Here is an 18,967-nt window from a genome sequence, read left to right as displayed (position 1 = left end):
AGTCACACACGAAACATCGGCGAAATAAGGGGTGTTCTTGATATACCCCTGTGATGTTGGTGATGAAAGGTGGTTTCCACTTGCATGAACGCGAATCCTCGTGTATTAATTCTTACGGCTAGCTACGGGAATGGGCATCTCCAGGCTTCCAAAGCTTTGTATCAGCAATTCGTAAAGCAAGGGATAGAGCATGTCAAAATCGTTAACCTCATGAAAGAGGGGCACCCGTTCATTAATTTAATTACAACCACGCTGATTAACACCAGTGTAAAAAGTTCACGCTTCGGTCTTGATTATTACGGTTGGTGCTATTATTTAACACGTGAAACGAAGCAGACCGCGCTCTTTCAGAAATCGATGACCTATCTAGGACAAAAGAAGTTAAGAGAGCTCATTCTGCAAGAGCAACCCGATGTGGTCGTTAATACGTTTCCATTTGGGGCATCCCCGGAAGTTTGCAGCTCGATGGGGATTCAGAATTTCACTGTACTTACGGATTACGCTTTGCATGCGAGCTGGCTGCACACGAATGTCGATAAATATTATGTGGCTACTGAAGAATTAAAGCAGCAAATCGTTTTTAAAGGAGTCAGCAAGGATCGCGTAGAGGTAAGCGGTATTCCAATTCGTCAAGAATTCGCAAATGAAAGCACAGTAGCCCGAGGTAGAAAAAGAAAGCTCATTCTCATTATGGCAGCTGACAGCGGTGTCAACAGCTATATGGAGGACATGTTGAGTGCGTTAGTCGCGTTCCCTCAATCTCGTTTCGTTGTCATTTGTGGGCACAATGAGAAACTACGTCATCGACTCAGTGAAATGTTTGCAATGAACAAAAGTATATCCATATTGGGATATGTGGATAACGTGCATGAATGGATGTCGCAGGCGACTTGTATTATAACCAAAGCAGGAGGAATCACCATTACGGAAGCCATGGTCCTTCGGCTGCCAATTTTCATTTATAAGCCACATGCAGGGCAGGAAAAGGAGAATGCTTTATACCTCTCCAGTCGTGGAGTTGCTTCGATTTCCAATAATTTGGAAGAGCTTATGTCAAATATGCATTATTTCTTTCAACGTCCAAGTCTATATGAAGAGATAAGAAAACGCATGGAAGACATGCAGCGAAGTCAAGCGGCTGCTCACATCGTGAGTGATATTACGCTTAGATCGACGAAGCAATTCATATCATTGTCGATTTAGAAGTGGAGGGCCTCAGATGAAGATGCGTCTGTATGACAGTCATTATGGATCATATTTGTTGTGGTCGATTCTAATCGGACTGCTTGTATATACAATTATTCCAACGGTTATTGTGCGATTAGGTGGATTTGGCGCCTATCGAAAAGGGAAGAGACCGACGGGGATCGCGCTGACGTTTGATGATGGTCCAGACCCAGCGTTTACACCGCAACTCTTAGATATATTGCAATCACACCGCATTCAAGCGACATTTTTTGTACTTGGCTCGAAAGCAGAGAAATACCCTGAACTCATCATAAGGATGCATCAAGAAGGACATTTAATCGGAATTCATAATTATGTGCATTGGACAAATGCTTTCCTGACACCCAAAAAGGTGAGAAAGCAATTACATGACACAGTAACTGTCATCGAGAAAATTCTAGGTGTCAAACCTATCCATTATCGCCCGCCATGGGGAATTATTAATGTGTTTGACCTTCTACTCATGAAGCAATTTCGATACGTATTATGGTCCTTAATGGTTGGGGATTGGAGCTGCAGCGGGGGAAAAGAAAGGATTAAGCGGAAGCTGTTTGCGAGGCTGAAAAGCAACGACATCATCGTACTGCACGACAGTGGGCAGACATTTGGTGCGAATCAACTTGCGCCTATATATATGTTGGAAGCGTTGAAAGAATTTGTGGAAGAATGTATGAGGCAAGGTATTCCCTTTATGCGGATTGATAAAAGAATGCAGATCGATGATCAAACGAATTTTGATGTTCATCCGATAGATCTGGATAATCAAATGTTATTTAGTAGGATTCGTGAATGAACTAGCTGTTATTATTTTAAAATTAGAGGTACTCTCATGTGGCTAGGCCTATGGGGGTACTTTTTTTGTTGTAGTCGAATCCTAAATCAGTCCGGCACGAGTTCGAACCATAAATACGAATTTGCGCATAAAGGCTCCAATTTCAACATTATAGTATAAGTAGGGTACTCATCACTTTGACATATGAAGTACAGTAACTGGTCGGATGGAGAGTGAAAGCCGTTGAAAATATGGGTTTCTAACAACCATGAAACACTTAGAGCTATCGCGAATAAAAACCGGTTACTGGTTGAAGAGCTCGTTTTGCTCAATCCACATATTGAACACCCGGATCGGGACATCACCGGCAAATCGGTCTATCTTCCTTCCGTAACTGAAATGAACAATGAAATGCATGCGAGAGCAGATTCGAAGGGCACAATTCCGACTTGCTCGGTCGCACCGCCAGAAACGCTGAATAACTGGATCCCCCTCACGCCACTCTCTCAGATGGCAGAACAGGAATATGATGTTCTGATCATCGGTACCGGAGCCGGCGGAGGATCTGTCCTATGGAGATTGTGCGAACAATGGAAGAGGGAAAAGAAGCGGATTGGCATCATTGAACGCGGAGATCAGGTGATCCCGACGCATGCGAGAAATCTGTCGACGTTGAACCAAGAGCGCCTCGTAGCTTATTTTAGTTACTTATCCAAGCCGCTGCCGGGTTCTTTACCCGAATATCCGGGAGCCAGGCAACTTTTTGCGCTGGGAGGCAGAACGTTATTCTGGTATGCGTTTACTCCGCGGATGCATGCATGGGATCTGGCGAAATGGCCTATACCTGTCCATGAGATGGAAAGCTATTACGGTATTGCCGAACAAGTTATGAATGTCACGGGAGCATTTGCAGAAGGGGCTTCCTTCACGGAAATATTATTGGAGCGGTTGTGGCTGCGCGGTTATTCTAAAGCCGCACCTCTACCAGTTGCGGCTGATATCGTACCCCAATCTTTCGGTCAGATGCATACCGACATGTTTACGAGTTCTATTTCCTTGCTTGCCAGGGCTCTGAATCAGAGGCCTTTCGATTTGGCGATCAACGCACGTGCCACGAAAATACTTCAAGATAACGGAAAAGTCACAGGAGTTACGGTCGTTTCCCCAGATAAAACAGCGTATACCCTAAAAGCCAAAACAGTTGTTTTGAGTGCGAGTACGTTTGAGACGCCACGCTTGCTGCTAAATTCGGGATTTCAGAACCGCGCGTTGGGGCATTACCTGACGAATCAAACTTTTGTGCAAGCAACGGGATTGATATCTACAACTGATTTCCCTATCCCTTGGGGTCCTTTGAATATTATGATACCGCAAAAACCGGAAACGCCATACTCTGTACTAATGACCGGGCCGGAAGCTTTCTACTGGTATCCAGTTAGCGTTGAAAGACCATTAAAAGGTGAAACTACGGTCAATTTCTTTGGTTATGGCAAAGTCGAACCGAGATACGAAAATCGTGTTACTCTGAATCCGGATAAAATAGACGAATACGGCGTCCCTGAAATTAAGGTTCATTTTTCCTTGAGTGAGGCGGATAGAAACGTCGTTGATCAAATGACGGAAGGGATAAAGCGCATCGCCAAGGATACGGGCGTACGACTGATTAGTAAGAACGGCAATCCGCCTATTTGCTTGACTCCGCTCGGCGATTTGCATCATGATTCAGGCACATGCCGAATTGGAGCCGATCCCAATACTTCCGTCGCAAACCAATATGGACAGATCCACGGAATCTCCGGCCTCTATGTGGCCGACAACAGTATTTTGCCTTACATTGGAGCCGAAAATCTTACACTGACCACGATTGCGTTCGCCATTCGTACGGCTGATCATATTATTCAGCAGGGAGGCAAACAGCCAAAAACGAAATGAAGACGGCCATTCAGGATGATGAAGAAAGGATGATGTATTCCATGCAAGCCTACGATGCGATGGCAAGTGAGCACATCCGGACAACTTTTATTGCGTTGGTCGAAGCAATAGTCCCGAATACGCCTGAGTTAGCCGTATATGGGGCAGAGCAATCCGCAGGTGCAGTGGAACTGGGTATTCACGATTATATGATCTGGGAATTGGATCACAATCTTTCGCTTTTTATGGGTTACTATCTTGCCAATATTCCTATGGCGTCCTCTACGGCAATGCTTCTCAATGCCGGTGCGGTTCAGTTTATCGCAGCGGGCAAAGCTTTGGATTCCAGGCTTCATGCAGTTTGGGGGGGAGGCCCATTCGCCAGTCTCTCGCCCCGCGACCGTATACGGGTTTTGGCGATGCTGGAGCAGCTTGATGTTGATCTCGGGAGCTTGCCGCCCCCCTATAAAGACGATGGCGGACTCGTTGTATTTATAGTCGATTATCTGAATCGGGCGACGATGTTTGGTTTTTATTCGGAATGGTCCGCATACGGGTCGACACGACTGAGAACACCTACGGAACGAAGACTAGAATATTTTCCAATCGGTTGGAAGCAGGTGGGCTATCCTGGCGTATCTAAGGGATACCGCGCACTTCGTGGTTTTTTGTTGACGATAGAACGACCAGGGGGGGATTCGTCAAATGCTTGATGCCGATGTGATTGTAATCGGGTCAGGTGGCGGTGGAGCCGTCGCCGCCAAGGAACTCGGAGAAATGGGACTTAAAGTATTGGTGCTTGAGGCAGGCCCGTGGTATGGGAACAGCAAGTGGCCGAACCCTAACAAAGAACGCGGTGCGCAGTGGAGCTCCGATCATGCCGATCTGGATGTGGGACTCTATAAGAAAATCTTCAATTCATATGAGAACAATATGAACGACCAGGTGTCAGGTACATTTCGCTTTGGACCCGCGGATCGCCGGCGTACGCCTTGGCACCGGGTTATGAAGCAGAAGGGCGAAGTTTGGCAGCTATCCGGAGTCGGAGGAACGACCCAACATTACTGGTCACAGTCTCCGCGCGCTTTTCCTGCGGCTGTTGATAATGTTTGGCCGATTAGTTATCGCGAGCTCATTCCTTATTATGAAAAAGCGGAAGCCACATTGCCCGTTCAATTCGCGCCTACGACTCCGAAAGAAGAATTGTTCTACTACGGGGCCAAAAAGGCTGGATGGACGCTAAATCCGACGCTTGATGTCGTAACTCCGGGTTATCGCCCGAATCCCAATGCGATTCTACGCGCCAATGAACATCTGATGGATCCCAATTACTCGATGGAGCAATTATCTCATATGGAAGGATGCACGTTGAGGGGACATTGTGTTAATGGATGTACGACCGGTCCTTCGGTAGATCGAATTGCTAAACGGAGTACCCTTGTCAGTTATATTCCCCTTGCTCTCAAGACCGGGAACGTTTCGATTCGGCCCAATACCTTTGTGATCAACATTTTGACGGAACAAGATCCGAAAGAAGGACTTCGCGCAACCGGGGTGCAGTTTCGGGATACGTGGACGGGAGAAATAGGAGAGCTTAATGCCAAAACAGTTGTTATGGCAGCGGGCTGTGTCGAAACGCCGCGTCTTTGGCTGAATTCCGGACTGCCTCACAACCCCTGGGTAGGGAGAGGACTGACCAATCATTATTTCGATTGGGTTGGAGGTGTATTCGACGAAAAGGATCTGATGAGTATACTGGGAGTTCCGTCCGTTTATCCATACATGGGACCCACGTCCGGGGGCAGAGTCGATATTCCGGGAATTGGCGTATTTCAGGTTTCCTGCCTAAGCCCCGGATTAATGGCCTCCTTGACTTACGGCTTCAGTGAAGCCGGATATGATGCGCTCAATCCGCCTGAACCGGGAGAGCCGTGGGATATACGAGGCAGGGTCGTAGGACCGGAACTAAAAGAATTGATGGCGAACTATAGCCGAACGATGACGATGCTGCTTCTTGCAGATGACGATACGCTCTATAGCAATCGAGTCGAAGTCGATCCGCTGCTGAAAGACGAACACGGGCCGATCCCGGTTATCCATTATACCCCCAATAAGAAAACTTTGCAGCGGCGCGATCAGTTGGCTAGGTATGCATGCGAAACCTTGCAGAAGGCCGGCGCAAAGAAAATCATCAGAACGGACTCGCCAACTGGCTGGTTGCTCCATCTCGAAAGCACGATGCGCATGGGATATGTTGTGGATACGAACTGCGAAGCTTTTCAAGTTAAGCGTTTATATATTGCTGATAATAGCGTGCATTTCAACGGAATCGGAGGACCGAATCCGACACTTACGACTCAGGCGTTGGCGACACGAATGGCCGAGAAGTTGGCCAATACCTATTTTAGTTAAACCAAACAGGCAGGTCAGGAGTGAATATCCTGCCTGCCTGTTTATTCATTTCGGGACCCCCATATAGAAGCTTTTGTGCCTCACGACACGTTGTGAGGCCATTTTGTTAACCCTTGGAAACTGTATAATAAAGCACCAGACCCGATAAAACAACAATACATAAAAAACCGATGATTTTCCCAACTAACCCGTTGCGCATGTTATTGTACATCCTTCCTATCTCAAAATATAAGAATTTATGATGTTTCATATAATAAATCGGCTATATTTCTCCATAAACACTTTGATACGTCCTAAGAGGACGGCGTAGCCGTTTATTTTGTATCCTTTAAGATTGCTTGGACTAGGGGAAAATATACCAATGATATTTATCCCTTTTTAGGGAGAAACTTTAAGTTGAATTGAGAATGATACTACCCTCAGTAACCTCTTCTTTCCGATAAACGCAAAGGGTGTGAAGACATATGCCATATAAAGGAGTGCTACATTGGCCAAGGAAAATTAAGCAGGAGAGGCTTGAAGCTACAACTGTAGGTGAAATTGAAGATGAACTATCTGATAAGCTTGATGACAATGAGACTTGGTTAAACCAGACATTTTCAAATTGTTCTGATCTGATTGTGAGAAAGGTACATCTATTTAATTCGATTCCTTGTATGGTAGTTTTCTTCAGGGAATTGGTCGATACCAAACAATTGGATGATGAATTATTCAGAACGCTTTTGAATAATAAGACGTTGGTCTCCGATACGTTCACTCCGCTCATTGAACAGATGAAAAGTGAATTGCTTCCCATAGCGCAGACAGTAATCGTTAGTAATAAGAAAGATACGGTTAAGCAAATCACCAAGGGACACGTGGTTCTTTTTGTGGAATCTTCAAACCAAGTTCTGTCCATAAGCATGAAAGAAAAACTGCATCGTGAGCTGCAGGAACCCAATATGGAGGCGGTGATTCGCGGGCCGAAAGTTGGGTTTATTGAAAATATCGACATCAATATGGGTTTAATCCGTCAGCAAATCCGAACACCTCAGTTGAAGATGGAACAGATGCTGGTTGGGGAAGTTTCACAAACGGAGGTCGTTGTCGCCTATATAGAAAACGTGGTATCGCCCGCGGTGATCATAGAAGTAAGAAATCGCCTATCGCAACTGGATATGGATAGCGTTCTGGAATCGGGTTACATTGAAGAAATGATCCGTGATGCGCCTTATTCACCTTTTCCAGTGATCCAAATGACCGAACGGCCTGACGTCGTGTCAGCTTCACTGCTTGAAGGGAAAGTTGCCATTCTGGTGGACGGAACTCCGATGGTGCTCATCGCTCCCATTACGTTCTGGCATGCCTTCCAAACGGCGGAGGATTATTATACGAACTTCATTATTGCGACATTTTTACGATGGCTTCGGTTCTTGTTTACCTTCATAGCCTTAACCTTGCCATCCTTGTTTATTGCTGTGGACACGTTTCACCCGGAAATGATACCCACAAGTTTAATTTTGTCTCTTGCGTCGGCAAGGGAACCGGTTCCTTTTCCGACATTGATGGAAATCATGATGATGGAAATTGCTTTTGAAGCGATTCGCGAGGCGGGAATCCGCCTTCCCAAACAAGTTGGCCAGACGATTAGTATCGTAGGCGTGCTAGTGATCGGACAAGCTGCTGTTCAGGCAGGTATCGTATCGGCGCCCATTGTTATTGTCGTATCTTTGACGGGAATCGCTTCCTTCTTGATTCCGAGTAACAATATGAGTCAGGCGATTCGTATTTTGCGATTTCCGCTTATGATATCTGCAGGTATCTTCGGCTTGTACGGTTTTGGCGTTGCTATGATTGCGCTGCTGATTCATCTCGTTAACCTGCGTTCCTTCGGCGTTTATTACATGTCACCACTCGCTCCGTTTCAATTATCCGGACTATTGGATGTATTCGTAAGAGCACCGTGGTGGGTCATACACAAGCGTCAAAATCGGGTTCGCCCGAAATAGGAGTTGAAGAAACAATGAGCCGGATGAAAGGGTATAAAACGATAGCACTCATCCTTTGTTTCAGTTTAATGACGGGCTGTTGGGATCGGAGCGAGGTTAACGATCTTGCGTTTGTGCTCGCCAGCGGTCTCGATCTTGCGGAGAATGGAGAAATAGAGGCCACCATACAAATCGCTCTTCCTACAGAAATGCCCAGTGGTATGCAAGGTGGCAGAACGGGCGGGAATAAAACGGTCTTGGTCATCACTGAAAAAGGAAAGGACGGTGCGGATATTTTGCATAAATTGCAGAAGCGGTTGTCCCGGAAAATCTTTTTGGGCCACAGAGGGGTGGTCATCATCGGTGAAAAATACGGCAGACATGGTATTGATCAGGTTTTAGATCAATTGCTGCGTTTCCCCGGCAGCCGGTATAACAGTTATATTCTAACTGCAAATGGAACAACCGCCAAACAAGCGTTACAAACGCAGTACAAGCTGGAAGCCATACCGGCCATTGCTCTTAAAAAAATGCAATTAACAGGTCTCGGTTTATCCGTCAAATTGGATGAATTTTTGGATGCGCAATCCTCTTCCGGGAGATCCGCTGTCACTGGAGCCTTAAAGGCATACACCAGAAAGAGTGGAGAGGGGGAGTTCAATGTTGATGAAGCGGCCGTTTATCAAGAAAATAAGCTGGTCGGATTTTTATCGCCAGATGAAAAGAAGATATTAATCTGGCGGAGAGGGAAACTCAAACATAGCAAAATAACCGCGCAGGTTGAACCAAAAGTGAAAGGCTTTAAGGGAACCGTTGGCGTTGATATATTGCAATCTAAAGCGAAATTGCGCTCGAAGATGAATAATGGCATGCCCGAGGTGACGATTGTCTTCAAAGCCAAGGTAAGAGTGGTGGAAAACGATACGAAGTTGGATTTGAGCAAAGCTGAGAATTTAAAACACGTGGAAAGCAAGCTTACGGGTGAGATCGAAGAACAAATACAAAGTACGCTCCATCGCGCACAAAAGGAGTTAAAGGCAGACATTTTCGGTCTTGGGGATGAAATTCATATTAAACACGCCTCTTATTGGAAGCAAAACAAGGATCAATGGAATGACATCTATCCTGGGGTTCCGGTTACTGTTAAGATTGACCTCAAAATTCAACGGATTGGCCGAACCCAGTCGCCTGCGCACATGAAAAAGTAGAACGAATCAACCCAAAAAGGATGATAACAATGAAAGTGAGCGGAATTCAAGTGTTCTGGATGATCACCATTATGGATATTGGCATGACCTTGCTAATGACGTTTACGCCGGGTTTGCAGGCTGCTAAGCAGGATGCATGGGTCTCCATGCTTGTTGCGGGATGCATCGCCGTGCTGATCGCTGTGGTGACAACAAAGCTTGTGCTTCTTCATCCGGAGCAGACCTTCATCCAATTCAGTCAAACGATTATGGGGAAATGGCTCGGCAAGATCATCATCGTTATCTATCTTGTCCAATGGTATACTATCATTCCCATTGTTCTGCGCCAATTTAGTGATCTGCTCCGAATTCTGCTTCTGAATTCAACTCCGGGCGTATTTATCATATTGCCTATGGTCCTGATCGTTATCTATGTGACCTATTCCGGAGGGATAGATGGGATTGGACGGGTAAGCGAAATATTGGGACCCTTAATTTTTTTGATGATACTAGTGGTTCTGACCACAAACCTGGGCAACATCCACTGGAATCGTCTGCGGCCCTTTTATGCGGACAGCGGTACCGCGGCTATCTTCAAGGGCGCTTTACCCTCCGCTTCCTATCTTGGACATGCCGTTGAATTCGTCATGATTTCACCGTTTCTTTTTACGCCCCGCAAGGGATCTTCTTATGTGATTTGGGGTGTTATAGCTGCAAGTTTTGGTGTGCTGTTGTCGATGGTCATGGTCATTTTAACTTTAGGTGTCAATCTCTCCTCCAATATGTGGTATCCATTTTTCGAAATGACAAAAAAGATCGCTATCTTCGGTTTCATTGAAAATTTGGACGCGCTTGCCGTTGTTATCTGGATCGCCAGCGTATTCATAAAATTGTCTATTTATATGTTTGTGACCAGTTACGGAACGGCTCAGTTTTTACAAGTGGCAAATTGGAAGAACATGATTTGGTTTGTTGCCCCGGTTGTTACGGCATTTGCGTTCATCCCCCAGAATGTCTCCGAGGCGACCGGCAGTTATTTGATTAACTACTGGGTTCCGTTTGTACTTCCTGTTAACATGATCGGGTTGCCCTTGCTGATGCTTCTCGTAGGGAAAATCAGGCAGAGGAAGACAATAGCTTGATCGGCCGTGTAACAAATGTAAATAAAAGCTTATTTATCCTCATAGGGACATAAGCTTTTACTTGTTTGTTAGTTTATAAAACGCTCAAACATTCGTGACTGTAGAACTTCTGGAAGTGGGAGGAAGAAACCTGCTTCAGCGAAGGACTTACACCAGTCAAACAAAGTCTCATAATGATTCTGTTCTGTCAAACCACCAAGCCAATATTGTTTAGTTGGAGTTAGGATACAAACCACATTCGTTACATCACAAGGTCCTAAACAACTGGTAAATGAGAGCTGTATTTTCTTTAAAAGTTTATTATGATTCCAATTGCTCTTTAACCATTCAACGGGTACTTCCGCTGCGCCTAAGTTCGTTTGACCGCAACAACATCCATTAGCACAAATTAAAACTTGCCCTAAAACTTGAAATTTTGTATCCAGGATTATTTCCCGTCCTTTCTTAAGCAAAGGATGGTTTTCTTTTTGTGCCAAAGAACCCCAAAACAAAGCCCAAAATCAAAACAATTAGCATTAATGTCCCAGCCCTTAATTGTGCCGATAAGTTTGGCTGTACGGGGGGAACATCAAATGCAAATACGCCATCAAAAGGTGCTGTTAGAGTTGATTTTTGTGAATTTGGTGAAGAATGAAAGATAAGATGGTAAGAAGCTGTATCTGGAAAAGCATAGTCAAAATCTAACTTCCCCTCCTGAATCTGCGTCCGATTTGAAAACATATTTAAGTTATCGTCTTCGTGGTAAAGGGATAGGGAAGTATCCATTCCTTGTATGTACTGACCTGTCTTAGAGTCTTGAAAAGTAACAGTAAAATGAGCAGGATCTCCTTTTTGAACAGGCTCCATTGGATTTAACTTTAATTCAGCTTTGACCCCATTTTTTTCAACTACCATTATATGATTGTTAGTCGTTGTTTCGTGTGCTAATGCAGTTGAGGAAAGAGAACCACCAACTAATAAACTTGCAAGTAAGAGTAAGGATGCAACTGACGTTGAATAACGATTTTTATATTGTGATTGTTTTTTAAATGGATTTTCCAGTCGTTTAGCAAAAATTCCACTGACCATTGCCAACAAAAAGATTGCCAAGAACAAAAGGATTGTTCGTATGATTTGACCTAGTGGTACTTTGACTTTAATGGGTAAGTTAATTTCAATTGGTTTATCTATTTCATTTGAAGTCGCTTTTATGATGGCTTCGTAAGAACCAGCGTCCCATAGAATAGACTCCATCTCAATTTTCCCGTCTAATAGAACCGAGTCCATCTTATAAACAAGCCCAGTGCCTTCATTATCATCACGTAGGTAACCAACATTGAGCCAAGGATTTGTTGCCTTTGTTTTAATAATTTCTAACTGAACACTAGCGTTCTTTAACGGTTCTTTTTTAGTGGGATTGATCAGTTGGTAAGAGAACTTGGCTGGTTCGTGAGCAACTGGATTTTGTGGTATTAAATAGTCGCCTTTTTCTTCATAACTTTCGTAAATTGCCACTCCAAACACAAAAGTACCTATAATTATTACAGGCAAAATAAGCAGCATAAGAAATCGTAAAAGATTGAACTTCATATTGTCCTCCTTGAAATATATCTTTGAAAAATTTAGCCATACGGGGGAAATGATGATTACGCTAGTGACAAGGAACTATAGTGACGCTATGGCGGGCTGGATGAACTGCATCATGTAACGACATAATCGGAGTAAAGAATAATCCGTATAATGTCAAAGGAATCCAAGAAAGAAGCAAAATCCACTGTAAAACAAACATTATTTTGGCAACATTTTGTCCAAGTGAAATTGAAGTAAGTCTTTGAATAGCTATACTCATTTTTTCACCTCCTCTAAGTGGGTTTTTAAACATATCCCCCGTATGGCTAAATTTTTCATAGAAAAATGAAAACCCCAACCAGATTGGTTGGGGTAAGAAATTACGAGAAATTAAGCCTGATGAGTGTATCAGGGGTCTCTTCTTACACCGAACCTTATTCCACGAAGGTTATGTACGATGGTGTCCAAAACTAGGTAGGTCTCCTGGCTTACAGATTAACGCTCTCTTTCGCCTTCCCCAAAAGTATGATTGAGTGGCGTTATGAAAGAGAACTCTGCTTTACAGTGGCGGGTCCGCTCGGGATTTTCACCCGATTCCCTGTTACCCCTTACTCTCACAAGGGCACCTAGAATGTTTATAATATGTCGTTCTAACTATGATGAATTAAAGCTTATCTAAGAGATAAAGTCAATAGTCCAAGCAATACTTGTTACATTTATTCTTATTCAGAATAATAAGATATAGAACGAAGCTCCATGTTTATCTTGTGTTATTAGCCACTCTAATTGACGGTGAAATCGGAACCGGCTTCTAACTGTTGAAAAAGAAAGCCCTCAACTTGGCCGATTGGCTCAGTTGAGGGCGATTTTTTTGGTTTAATCGAAATGAGTGACTCCAGACTGCCCTTACACATGTTAGATAAGGTCTCGTTCGCTGTCGCTTTCTGTATAGATGGATATGAGCACGATTGCCGTGTCATCCCCTATATTTCTCACCACATGGGGCGTGCATGCGTTCCAACTGAACGAATCGCCATCTCCGAATTCAGCCGCATCTTCTCCCTGCTCTGCGTATATTCTTCCTTTAATGACTACATGGACCTCTTCGCCTTCATGAGCATGAGGTATGTCCCCCGTCGAAGCCCCGGGAGGGAACTCTACAAGCATCATCCTTACATTTTTTGTGGAGCTCAGATGCTCCACCTTTAGATGTTCGGAACCGCTTGTTGTGATTCTTCGTTCATCTTTCCGAACAATGCTCATTCGATCCTCTTTCTTTAGGAGCAAATAAGCCAAAGGCACCTTTAAAGCCTGCGCTATGTTTTCCAGCGTCGATATGGAGGGGGAGGTTTTATTGGTTTCAACCTGACTCATGAAGCCTTGGGACAAGCCGGTTTCTTCGCAAATTTGAGCGATAGTGACATTCTTTCTCTTCCGAATCGCTCGTATCGTGGAGCCGATATCCATCCTAATACACCCCTTAAATATTTGTAATAGAAAATATAATTTTATATTAGCAATTTTCTTGTTGACAAGTCAATGTATTCCGCATAAAATTACTCATATAAAATTTATATCTTTATAACTAATATTTCTGGGGGAGAATACGAATGAACAAGACAGCAGTTATTTCAATTATTATGCGTGTGGGGATGGGAATCATATTTATGATTCATGGAATCGCCAAGTTTCAAATGGGACTGAGCAATGTTGAGGCGTGGTTCACCTCTATCGGTATACCGGGATATTTGGCTTATGTCGTGGCAATTCTTGAACTTGTCGGCGGTATTATGATGATTGTGGGATTGTTTACTCGTTATGTATCAGGATTGTTTGTAGTCATGCTAATCGGTGCAATTGTAACGGCGAAGCTTTCGGCAGGACTTCTGGGAGATGGACAAATGCCAGGCTATGAGCTTGATCTTGGGTTTATGTTGGTTTCGTTGTATCTGGTTGTTACCGAACAATCGATTCTCTCAGTCGACCGTCTTATTATGAACAAACGCAGTGCATAACTTACTACTAAGGGGGATTATGATGAACCCGTTTTATCAATATGACGTTCATTTACCGGCCAATATGGACCCGGGCAAGAAATATCCGACGGTCTTTACCCTGCATGGCAAAGGCTCCAATGAAAGAAATATGTTCGGTTTGGTCGCTCCGTTGGCTGATGATTTCATCATTATCGGTATTCGCGGCAATTTGCCGCTTGGTGCCGGCTACCAGTATTATGATTTGAAAAGTCTGGGCAATCCCATCCGCGAGATGTTTGACGAAGCGGTTAAACAACTCGAAGCATTCATACATTATGCAACGGAAAAGTATCCGATCGATCCAGGCAAACGGTATTTGCTTGGCTTTAGCCAAGGCGCAATTCTGTCGATGGCACTTGCACTTACGATGGGAGATCAGCTGAATGGGATCGTTGCGCTGAACGGGTACGTTCCTGACTTTGTGAAGACGGAGTATCCACTGCGAAGCGTGAAGGACGTATCGATATTTATTTCCCATGGAGAGTACGATTCCGTATTCCCGGTTCGGATCGGCCACGAGACGGCGTCGTATTTTAAGGATCAGACACAGCGCTTGACATTTAAACTATATCCAACCGACCACGGCGTATCAGAAGAGAACCAACTTGATGTTCTGAATTGGCTTAAGCATGATGCTGGTTTGATTACAAAAAAGGAGTGAGAAGCCTCATGATGCCTTCCTATTTATTCGCGCACGGAGCCCCATCGATCGTGCTTGAGGATAACGAATATACACAACTGCTTAAGAACTTTAAGGATCATACACCTAGACCGAAAGCAATCGTGCTCTTTAGCGCTCACTGGGAAGAGTCGGTACAAACGGTCAGCGCTGCTGAAACGTATGAAACCATTTATGATTTTGGCGGGTTTCAGGATGAGCTTTACAAGATGACCTACCCGGCCAAGAGCGATCGTTCGCTAAGCGAGCAGGTTCGAGCGCTGTTTGAAAAGCAAGGCATTCAGAGCGTTCTGAATGAGAGAAGAGGACTGGACCACGGGGCTTGGGCGGTTTTGAAGCTGCTGTATCCTGAGGCGGATATCCCGGTTGTCGCTCTATCTGTGAATCGTCATCTGAGCAACGAGCAGCAGTATCAAATCGGCAAAGCGTTGTCGGAACTAAGGGAACAGGATGTTCTCATTATCGGAAGCGGAGGAACAGTCCACAATTTAAGAAGATTGGAGTGGCGGTCTGAAGGAAACGACGCTTGGGCGGAGCAGTTCGACAACTGGCTTCAGAATAAGCTCGAGTCATGGGATACAGAAGCGCTATTTGAATATCGTGAACTGGCTCCTAATGCTCAAGAGGCCGTACCAACGAGTGAACACTTTATTCCTCTCTTTCTCGCAATGGGATCCGGCGACTCCAATCGTGAGGCGAAGCTGCTTCACCGCAGCTATCAATACGGCAACTTAAGCTTAAGCTGCTGGCAATTTAATTAATAATGCTGAGTGAAAGAGGGCGGATCGGATGAAATCCGCAGTTAAAGCGGCAATGGAGAGGACGATCATATTCTCCATTGCCGCGGTTTATATTGTACAGCAGCTGACGCAGCTGGAGATGCTTACTCCTCTGCTGGGATGCCTTGTCTTTTTGGCAATCGCCATATTGTTGCCGAAGCTTAAGGGGTTGACCCTCTGGCTTACAGTATCCTTTATGGTTGCCGGGACAGTCCTCATGTTGCTTCAGAAAGTGGAGTTGGCAGTTTGGTTCGAGTCGGCGGGAATAAACGTGACAATCGTTACGCTGTTCCTATTTGCGCCGTTGTTTGGGATTCCGGTCCGGCTTCCCGAATACGTCGAAGCCCTGAAGCGTTTCTACGAAGAAAAATTTCGCAGCAAAGCAGCATTATTCATAGGAACGCAATTTCTTACACAAATCATGGGCGTGTTTATCAACGTCGGTTCGATCCCTGTCGTATATCAGATGGTCTTTGTAAAGCCGCAACCAGGTATGTCCCGGCTGCTTGCCAATGCGCTAAATCGGGGATTTGCGGGAGCGATTCTATGGTCGCCTTATTTCGCCGCGATGACGCTCGTGACATCGGCGCTTGAGTTACCTTGGTCGTCTGTTCTGCCTTATTTGCTCGGATTGGCTGTCCTTAGCCTCGTCGTAAGCTGGGCGGTTGATTTCCGGGAGCTGCGGGAGGCTGAAACGGAGCCGCCTCAACAAGAGCTGGCTAAGAATCAGGGGAGTGCGGCTTTTCCAATAGGGCTTGGGATGTATTTAATAACTGCTATAATCGCCATATTGGTATTGGAGCGGTTGGTCGAGCTGCCGATGGTGATATTAATTTGTATGGCGGCTGTATTATTTCCGCTGATCTGGTGCATGGCTAAGGGGTCGATGGCTGTATACAGACAAGGTTTGAAGAATCATGTTACCGTCACGCTACCCGCCTTGCAGAAGGAAATCACGTTGTTTTTGGCGGCCGGTTTCTTCAGCGGTTCAATCGGCGTAACGAAGTTCGGATCCACGGTTCCGGCACTGCTGGAGCAAATACCGCTGTCGGTATCCTTAACATTCTCGGTATTCACGGTGGCGCTCATTGCGGGAACATCGTTAATCGGCCTTCATCCGATCGTGCCGGTCACCATTCTTGCTGGCGGCATTGATCCGGTGAGCGTGCAAATTAGTCCGATGTATTTCGCAGTGCTGCTGCTGGGAAGCTGGAGCTTGTCCAATCCCATATCACCAGCCTCGGCCGTGAACAATTTGCTGGCGGGTCTGTTTAAGAAGCCGGTGTTTGAGGTGGCCGTGCCAAATTACAAATTCGCCGGCTGTATGGCGATCGTGCTGATCATATATTTGAAGGTTGTTGTTGCCCCCACATAATCACGCATTTTTTTAAGCAATATAAGACTAAGATTATTTGTCGGAAATTCCAATCCAGTTTATCAAAGGAGACGTTTCCATGCCTGCTGTAAAAAGCTTTGATCCTAAAGTGATTTCTCTTTTACAAGAGAAAATAAAACTGATCAAAACGGACGAAGGAGCCGTATATCTTGTCGGACCCATTAAGCTGCCGGTTAACTTACATGGGGAGACAGTTCAGTTCAAGTGGTACTGCTGGCTCAATTGCAACGAAGTGACGGAAGATTTTGAGCGTATTGTCGCCAAATTATCTGCTGCTAATTTAGCGGAATATCAACAATCGAGTGTACTTGTCCATGGGGATTTTCAAAATGCAGATCATGCCTTGATTCGGTTTCACTCTATCTGTCATACCGGAGATATTTTCGGCAGCAAGCGATGTGACTGTGGATATCAGCTTAATCAGTCGTTGAAACATATTGCTGATCATGGAAGCGGTGCGTTATTTTATCTGGCAAATCATGAAGGACGAGGTATTGGGCTCTTCAGCAAAGCTCTTGCCTATATTCTACAGGAAAACGGATATGATACCGTGGATGCCAATCTTCAACTTGGTTTTGTTGATGATTCACGTGATTATAGCGATGCGATAAAGGTTTTGAAAGCACTTCGGACAAAGCCAGTTACACTGATCACAAACAATCCCAAAAAATTAGATGCGCTTAATAAGGCAGGTCTGGATGTAGAGGATAGGGTGCAGCTTTGGGGAGATGTCTCCGAGTATAACGAGAAATATTTGAAAACGAAAATCGAGCGGTCGGGACACTACAATGAAGGCGAAGGCTGTTGCAATAATGACTAACGACGAATTTTACATGAGGCTGGCATTACAGAATGCGATGGCTATGAAAGGGCAGACAGATCCGAACCCACTTGTTGGCTCTGTCATTGTGAACGATAACCGGATCGTTGGCATTGGGGTTCATATGAAAGCGGGTGAGCCTCATGCTGAAATTCATGCTATTCGTATGGCTGGCGAACACACGCGAGGGGCGACCATTTATGTAACGCTTGAGCCATGTTCTCATTATGGTAGAACAGGGCCTTGCGCTGTGGCCATCAGGGAAGCCGGTATAAAACGGGTGGTAATTGCTTCAATGGATCCTAATCCATTGGTATCGGGTAGAGGAGTAAGTTTACTTCAGGAAGCAGGCATCGAAGTCATCGTCGGTGTATGTGAAGAAGAATCCCGAAAAATGAATGAAGTTTTTAATAAATTTATCGTTCAGCAGACGCCTTTTGTAACCCTAAAATCTGCTATCACGATGGATGGAAAGATTGCAAGTTTTTCATCAGATAGCAAATGGATTACCTCCGATTTAGCTCGCGAGGACGTCCATATGCTTCGAAATCAGAACGCCGCGATACTTGTTGGTGTCAATACAGTGATAAAAGACGATCCCCAGCTTACAACAAGGATGCCTAATGGGAGGAATCCTGTTCGCGTGATCCTAGATTCCACTTTACGTTTGCCCACGGGAGCAAAGGTGGTAACGGATGGGCAAGCCCCAACATGGGTATTTACGACAAAGTCTCATGAGCCTGAAAAGCGAAAAGCATTGGAATCAGCCGGTGTCAAAATATTTGTAACCGAGCAGACCGGCAAGGTTAATCCACCCGAAGTTCTTCAGGTACTAGGTAAACAGTTGATCTCTTCTCTTTTGATTGAAGGAGGCAGTGAAATCAATGCCTCCTTTTTTGAAAATAAGCTCGTAGATAAAATGATTATTTACATGGCTCCCAAATTAATTGGTGGCCAAAATGCGCCGTCGTTTCTAGGGGGAACCGGTTTTGATAAAATGAGCGACGCCGTAGAGCTATCCGATATAAGTGTTCAAACACTGGGCAAAGATTTTAAATTTATTGGATATCCGGTATATAAAAAGGGATAAC

The 18,967-nt window shown here is 44.9% G+C and carries 18 protein-coding genes and 1 riboswitch; of the genes, 14 read left to right on the top strand and 4 right to left on the bottom strand.

What is annotated here, in order from left to right; genetic code table 11:
* Positions 1-84 precede the first annotated feature (84 nt).
* From AC58P7_RS19785 to AC58P7_RS19750, 8 genes are all read left to right on the top strand, one after another.
* Positions 85-1,203 (top strand): MGDG synthase family glycosyltransferase, encoded by a 1,119-nt coding sequence (locus tag AC58P7_RS19785; RefSeq protein ID WP_497345851.1) that lies wholly within the window; start codon positions 85-87, stop codon positions 1,201-1,203.
* Positions 1,204-1,219: 16 nt separating this feature from the next.
* Positions 1,220-2,020: a polysaccharide deacetylase family protein gene (locus AC58P7_RS19780; RefSeq protein ID WP_497345849.1), complete on the top strand. Its 801-nt coding sequence runs from the start codon at positions 1,220-1,222 to the stop codon at positions 2,018-2,020.
* Positions 2,021-2,242: 222 nt separating this feature from the next.
* Positions 2,243-3,931: a GMC oxidoreductase gene (locus tag AC58P7_RS19775; RefSeq protein ID WP_497345847.1), complete on the top strand. Its 1,689-nt coding sequence runs from the start codon at positions 2,243-2,245 to the stop codon at positions 3,929-3,931.
* Positions 3,928-4,623 carry a gluconate 2-dehydrogenase subunit 3 family protein gene (locus AC58P7_RS19770; RefSeq protein WP_497345846.1) on the top strand — a complete coding sequence of 232 codons (696 nt, stop codon included), beginning with the start codon at positions 3,928-3,930 and terminating at the stop codon, positions 4,621-4,623. Before AC58P7_RS19775 ends, AC58P7_RS19770 begins: the two co-directional genes overlap by 4 nt.
* A complete protein-coding gene (locus AC58P7_RS19765) occupies positions 4,616-6,322 on the top strand; it encodes a GMC family oxidoreductase N-terminal domain-containing protein (protein ID WP_497345844.1) in 1,707 nt (568 codons plus the stop codon). The genes AC58P7_RS19770 and AC58P7_RS19765 overlap by 8 nt, the downstream gene beginning before the upstream one ends.
* Positions 6,323-6,786: 464 nt before the next feature.
* A complete protein-coding gene (locus AC58P7_RS19760) occupies positions 6,787-8,310 on the top strand; it encodes a spore germination protein (protein ID WP_497345842.1) in 1,524 nt (507 codons plus the stop codon).
* 14 nt (positions 8,311-8,324) lie between these two features.
* Positions 8,325-9,497: a Ger(x)C family spore germination protein gene (locus tag AC58P7_RS19755; RefSeq protein WP_497345840.1), complete on the top strand. Its 1,173-nt coding sequence runs from the start codon at positions 8,325-8,327 to the stop codon at positions 9,495-9,497.
* A 29-nt stretch (positions 9,498-9,526) separates the two neighbouring features.
* The gene (locus AC58P7_RS19750) at positions 9,527-10,618 is read left to right on the top strand and encodes a GerAB/ArcD/ProY family transporter (protein ID WP_497345838.1); all 1,092 of its coding nucleotides are present in this window, start codon (positions 9,527-9,529) and stop codon (positions 10,616-10,618) included.
* Between the two features lie 68 nt (positions 10,619-10,686).
* Here AC58P7_RS19750 and AC58P7_RS19745 read toward each other — a convergent pair whose 3' ends face one another.
* From AC58P7_RS19745 to AC58P7_RS19730, 4 genes are all read right to left on the bottom strand, one after another.
* Complete coding sequence (locus AC58P7_RS19745) at positions 10,687-11,094, bottom strand: (2Fe-2S) ferredoxin domain-containing protein (protein ID WP_497345836.1); 408 nt, start codon at positions 11,092-11,094, stop codon at positions 10,687-10,689.
* Positions 11,063-12,187: a hypothetical protein gene (locus AC58P7_RS19740; protein ID WP_497345835.1), complete on the bottom strand. Its 1,125-nt coding sequence runs from the start codon at positions 12,185-12,187 to the stop codon at positions 11,063-11,065. Before AC58P7_RS19740 ends, AC58P7_RS19745 begins: the two co-directional genes overlap by 32 nt.
* A 61-nt stretch (positions 12,188-12,248) precedes the next feature.
* Entirely contained in the window at positions 12,249-12,446 is a 198-nt protein-coding gene (locus AC58P7_RS19735; RefSeq protein WP_497345833.1) for a hypothetical protein, read from the bottom strand.
* Positions 12,447-12,622: 176 nt separating this feature from the next.
* A riboswitch (cobalamin riboswitch) is annotated at positions 12,623-12,810 on the bottom strand.
* A 271-nt stretch (positions 12,811-13,081) separates the two neighbouring features.
* Positions 13,082-13,633, bottom strand: a complete 552-nt coding sequence (locus AC58P7_RS19730) for a helix-turn-helix domain-containing protein (RefSeq protein WP_497345831.1) — start codon at positions 13,631-13,633, stop codon at positions 13,082-13,084.
* A gap of 143 nt (positions 13,634-13,776) precedes the next feature.
* Here AC58P7_RS19730 and AC58P7_RS19725 point away from each other — a divergent pair, with 143 nt between their 5' ends.
* The 6 genes from AC58P7_RS19725 to ribD all read left to right on the top strand — a co-directional run bounded on the left by AC58P7_RS19725 (position 13,777) and on the right by ribD (position 18,966).
* On the top strand, positions 13,777-14,181 hold the full coding sequence (locus AC58P7_RS19725) for a DoxX family protein (protein ID WP_497345829.1): 405 nt from the start codon (positions 13,777-13,779) through the stop codon (positions 14,179-14,181).
* A gap of 22 nt (positions 14,182-14,203) precedes the next feature.
* Entirely contained in the window at positions 14,204-14,863 is a 660-nt protein-coding gene (locus AC58P7_RS19720; protein ID WP_497345828.1) for an alpha/beta hydrolase, read from the top strand.
* A gap of 8 nt (positions 14,864-14,871) precedes the next feature.
* Positions 14,872-15,642 carry a DODA-type extradiol aromatic ring-opening family dioxygenase gene (locus AC58P7_RS19715; protein WP_497345826.1) on the top strand — a complete coding sequence of 257 codons (771 nt, stop codon included), beginning with the start codon at positions 14,872-14,874 and terminating at the stop codon, positions 15,640-15,642.
* A 28-nt stretch (positions 15,643-15,670) separates the two neighbouring features.
* Entirely contained in the window at positions 15,671-17,035 is a 1,365-nt protein-coding gene (locus AC58P7_RS19710) for a hypothetical protein (RefSeq protein ID WP_497345824.1), read from the top strand.
* A gap of 79 nt (positions 17,036-17,114) precedes the next feature.
* Entirely contained in the window at positions 17,115-17,876 is a 762-nt protein-coding gene (locus tag AC58P7_RS19705) for a GTP cyclohydrolase II (RefSeq protein ID WP_497345822.1), read from the top strand.
* Entirely contained in the window at positions 17,869-18,966 is a 1,098-nt protein-coding gene (gene ribD / locus AC58P7_RS19700) for a bifunctional diaminohydroxyphosphoribosylaminopyrimidine deaminase/5-amino-6-(5-phosphoribosylamino)uracil reductase RibD (protein ID WP_497345820.1), read from the top strand. The genes AC58P7_RS19705 and ribD overlap by 8 nt, the downstream gene beginning before the upstream one ends.
* Position 18,967 lies beyond the last annotated feature (1 nt).

The sequence above is a fragment of the Paenibacillus sp. J22FR5 genome (genome assembly GCF_059691975.1).
The sequence above is the reverse complement of the archived record's forward strand: the minus strand, read 5'-3'. Positions and strand labels throughout refer to the sequence as shown.

Coding starts and splice junctions, on each gene's coding strand:
- AC58P7_RS19765 (WP_497345844.1), top strand. CDS start 4,616: ATGCTTGATGCCGATGTGATTGTAATCGGGTCAGGTGGCGGTGGAGCC.
- AC58P7_RS19730 (WP_497345831.1), bottom strand. CDS start 13,633: ATGGATATCGGCTCCACGATACGAGCGATTCGGAAGAGAAAGAATGTC.
- AC58P7_RS19750 (WP_497345838.1), top strand. CDS start 9,527: ATGAAAGTGAGCGGAATTCAAGTGTTCTGGATGATCACCATTATGGAT.
- AC58P7_RS19710 (WP_497345824.1), top strand. CDS start 15,671: ATGAAATCCGCAGTTAAAGCGGCAATGGAGAGGACGATCATATTCTCC.
- AC58P7_RS19735 (WP_497345833.1), bottom strand. CDS start 12,446: ATGAGTATAGCTATTCAAAGACTTACTTCAATTTCACTTGGACAAAAT.
- AC58P7_RS19715 (WP_497345826.1), top strand. CDS start 14,872: ATGATGCCTTCCTATTTATTCGCGCACGGAGCCCCATCGATCGTGCTT.
- AC58P7_RS19755 (WP_497345840.1), top strand. CDS start 8,325: ATGAGCCGGATGAAAGGGTATAAAACGATAGCACTCATCCTTTGTTTC.
- AC58P7_RS19760 (WP_497345842.1), top strand. CDS start 6,787: ATGCCATATAAAGGAGTGCTACATTGGCCAAGGAAAATTAAGCAGGAG.
- AC58P7_RS19705 (WP_497345822.1), top strand. CDS start 17,115: ATGCCTGCTGTAAAAAGCTTTGATCCTAAAGTGATTTCTCTTTTACAA.
- AC58P7_RS19725 (WP_497345829.1), top strand. CDS start 13,777: ATGAACAAGACAGCAGTTATTTCAATTATTATGCGTGTGGGGATGGGA.
- AC58P7_RS19720 (WP_497345828.1), top strand. CDS start 14,204: ATGAACCCGTTTTATCAATATGACGTTCATTTACCGGCCAATATGGAC.
- AC58P7_RS19740 (WP_497345835.1), bottom strand. CDS start 12,187: ATGAAGTTCAATCTTTTACGATTTCTTATGCTGCTTATTTTGCCTGTA.
- AC58P7_RS19770 (WP_497345846.1), top strand. CDS start 3,928: ATGAAGACGGCCATTCAGGATGATGAAGAAAGGATGATGTATTCCATG.
- ribD (WP_497345820.1), top strand. CDS start 17,869: ATGACTAACGACGAATTTTACATGAGGCTGGCATTACAGAATGCGATG.
- AC58P7_RS19785 (WP_497345851.1), top strand. CDS start 85: ATGAACGCGAATCCTCGTGTATTAATTCTTACGGCTAGCTACGGGAAT.
- AC58P7_RS19780 (WP_497345849.1), top strand. CDS start 1,220: ATGAAGATGCGTCTGTATGACAGTCATTATGGATCATATTTGTTGTGG.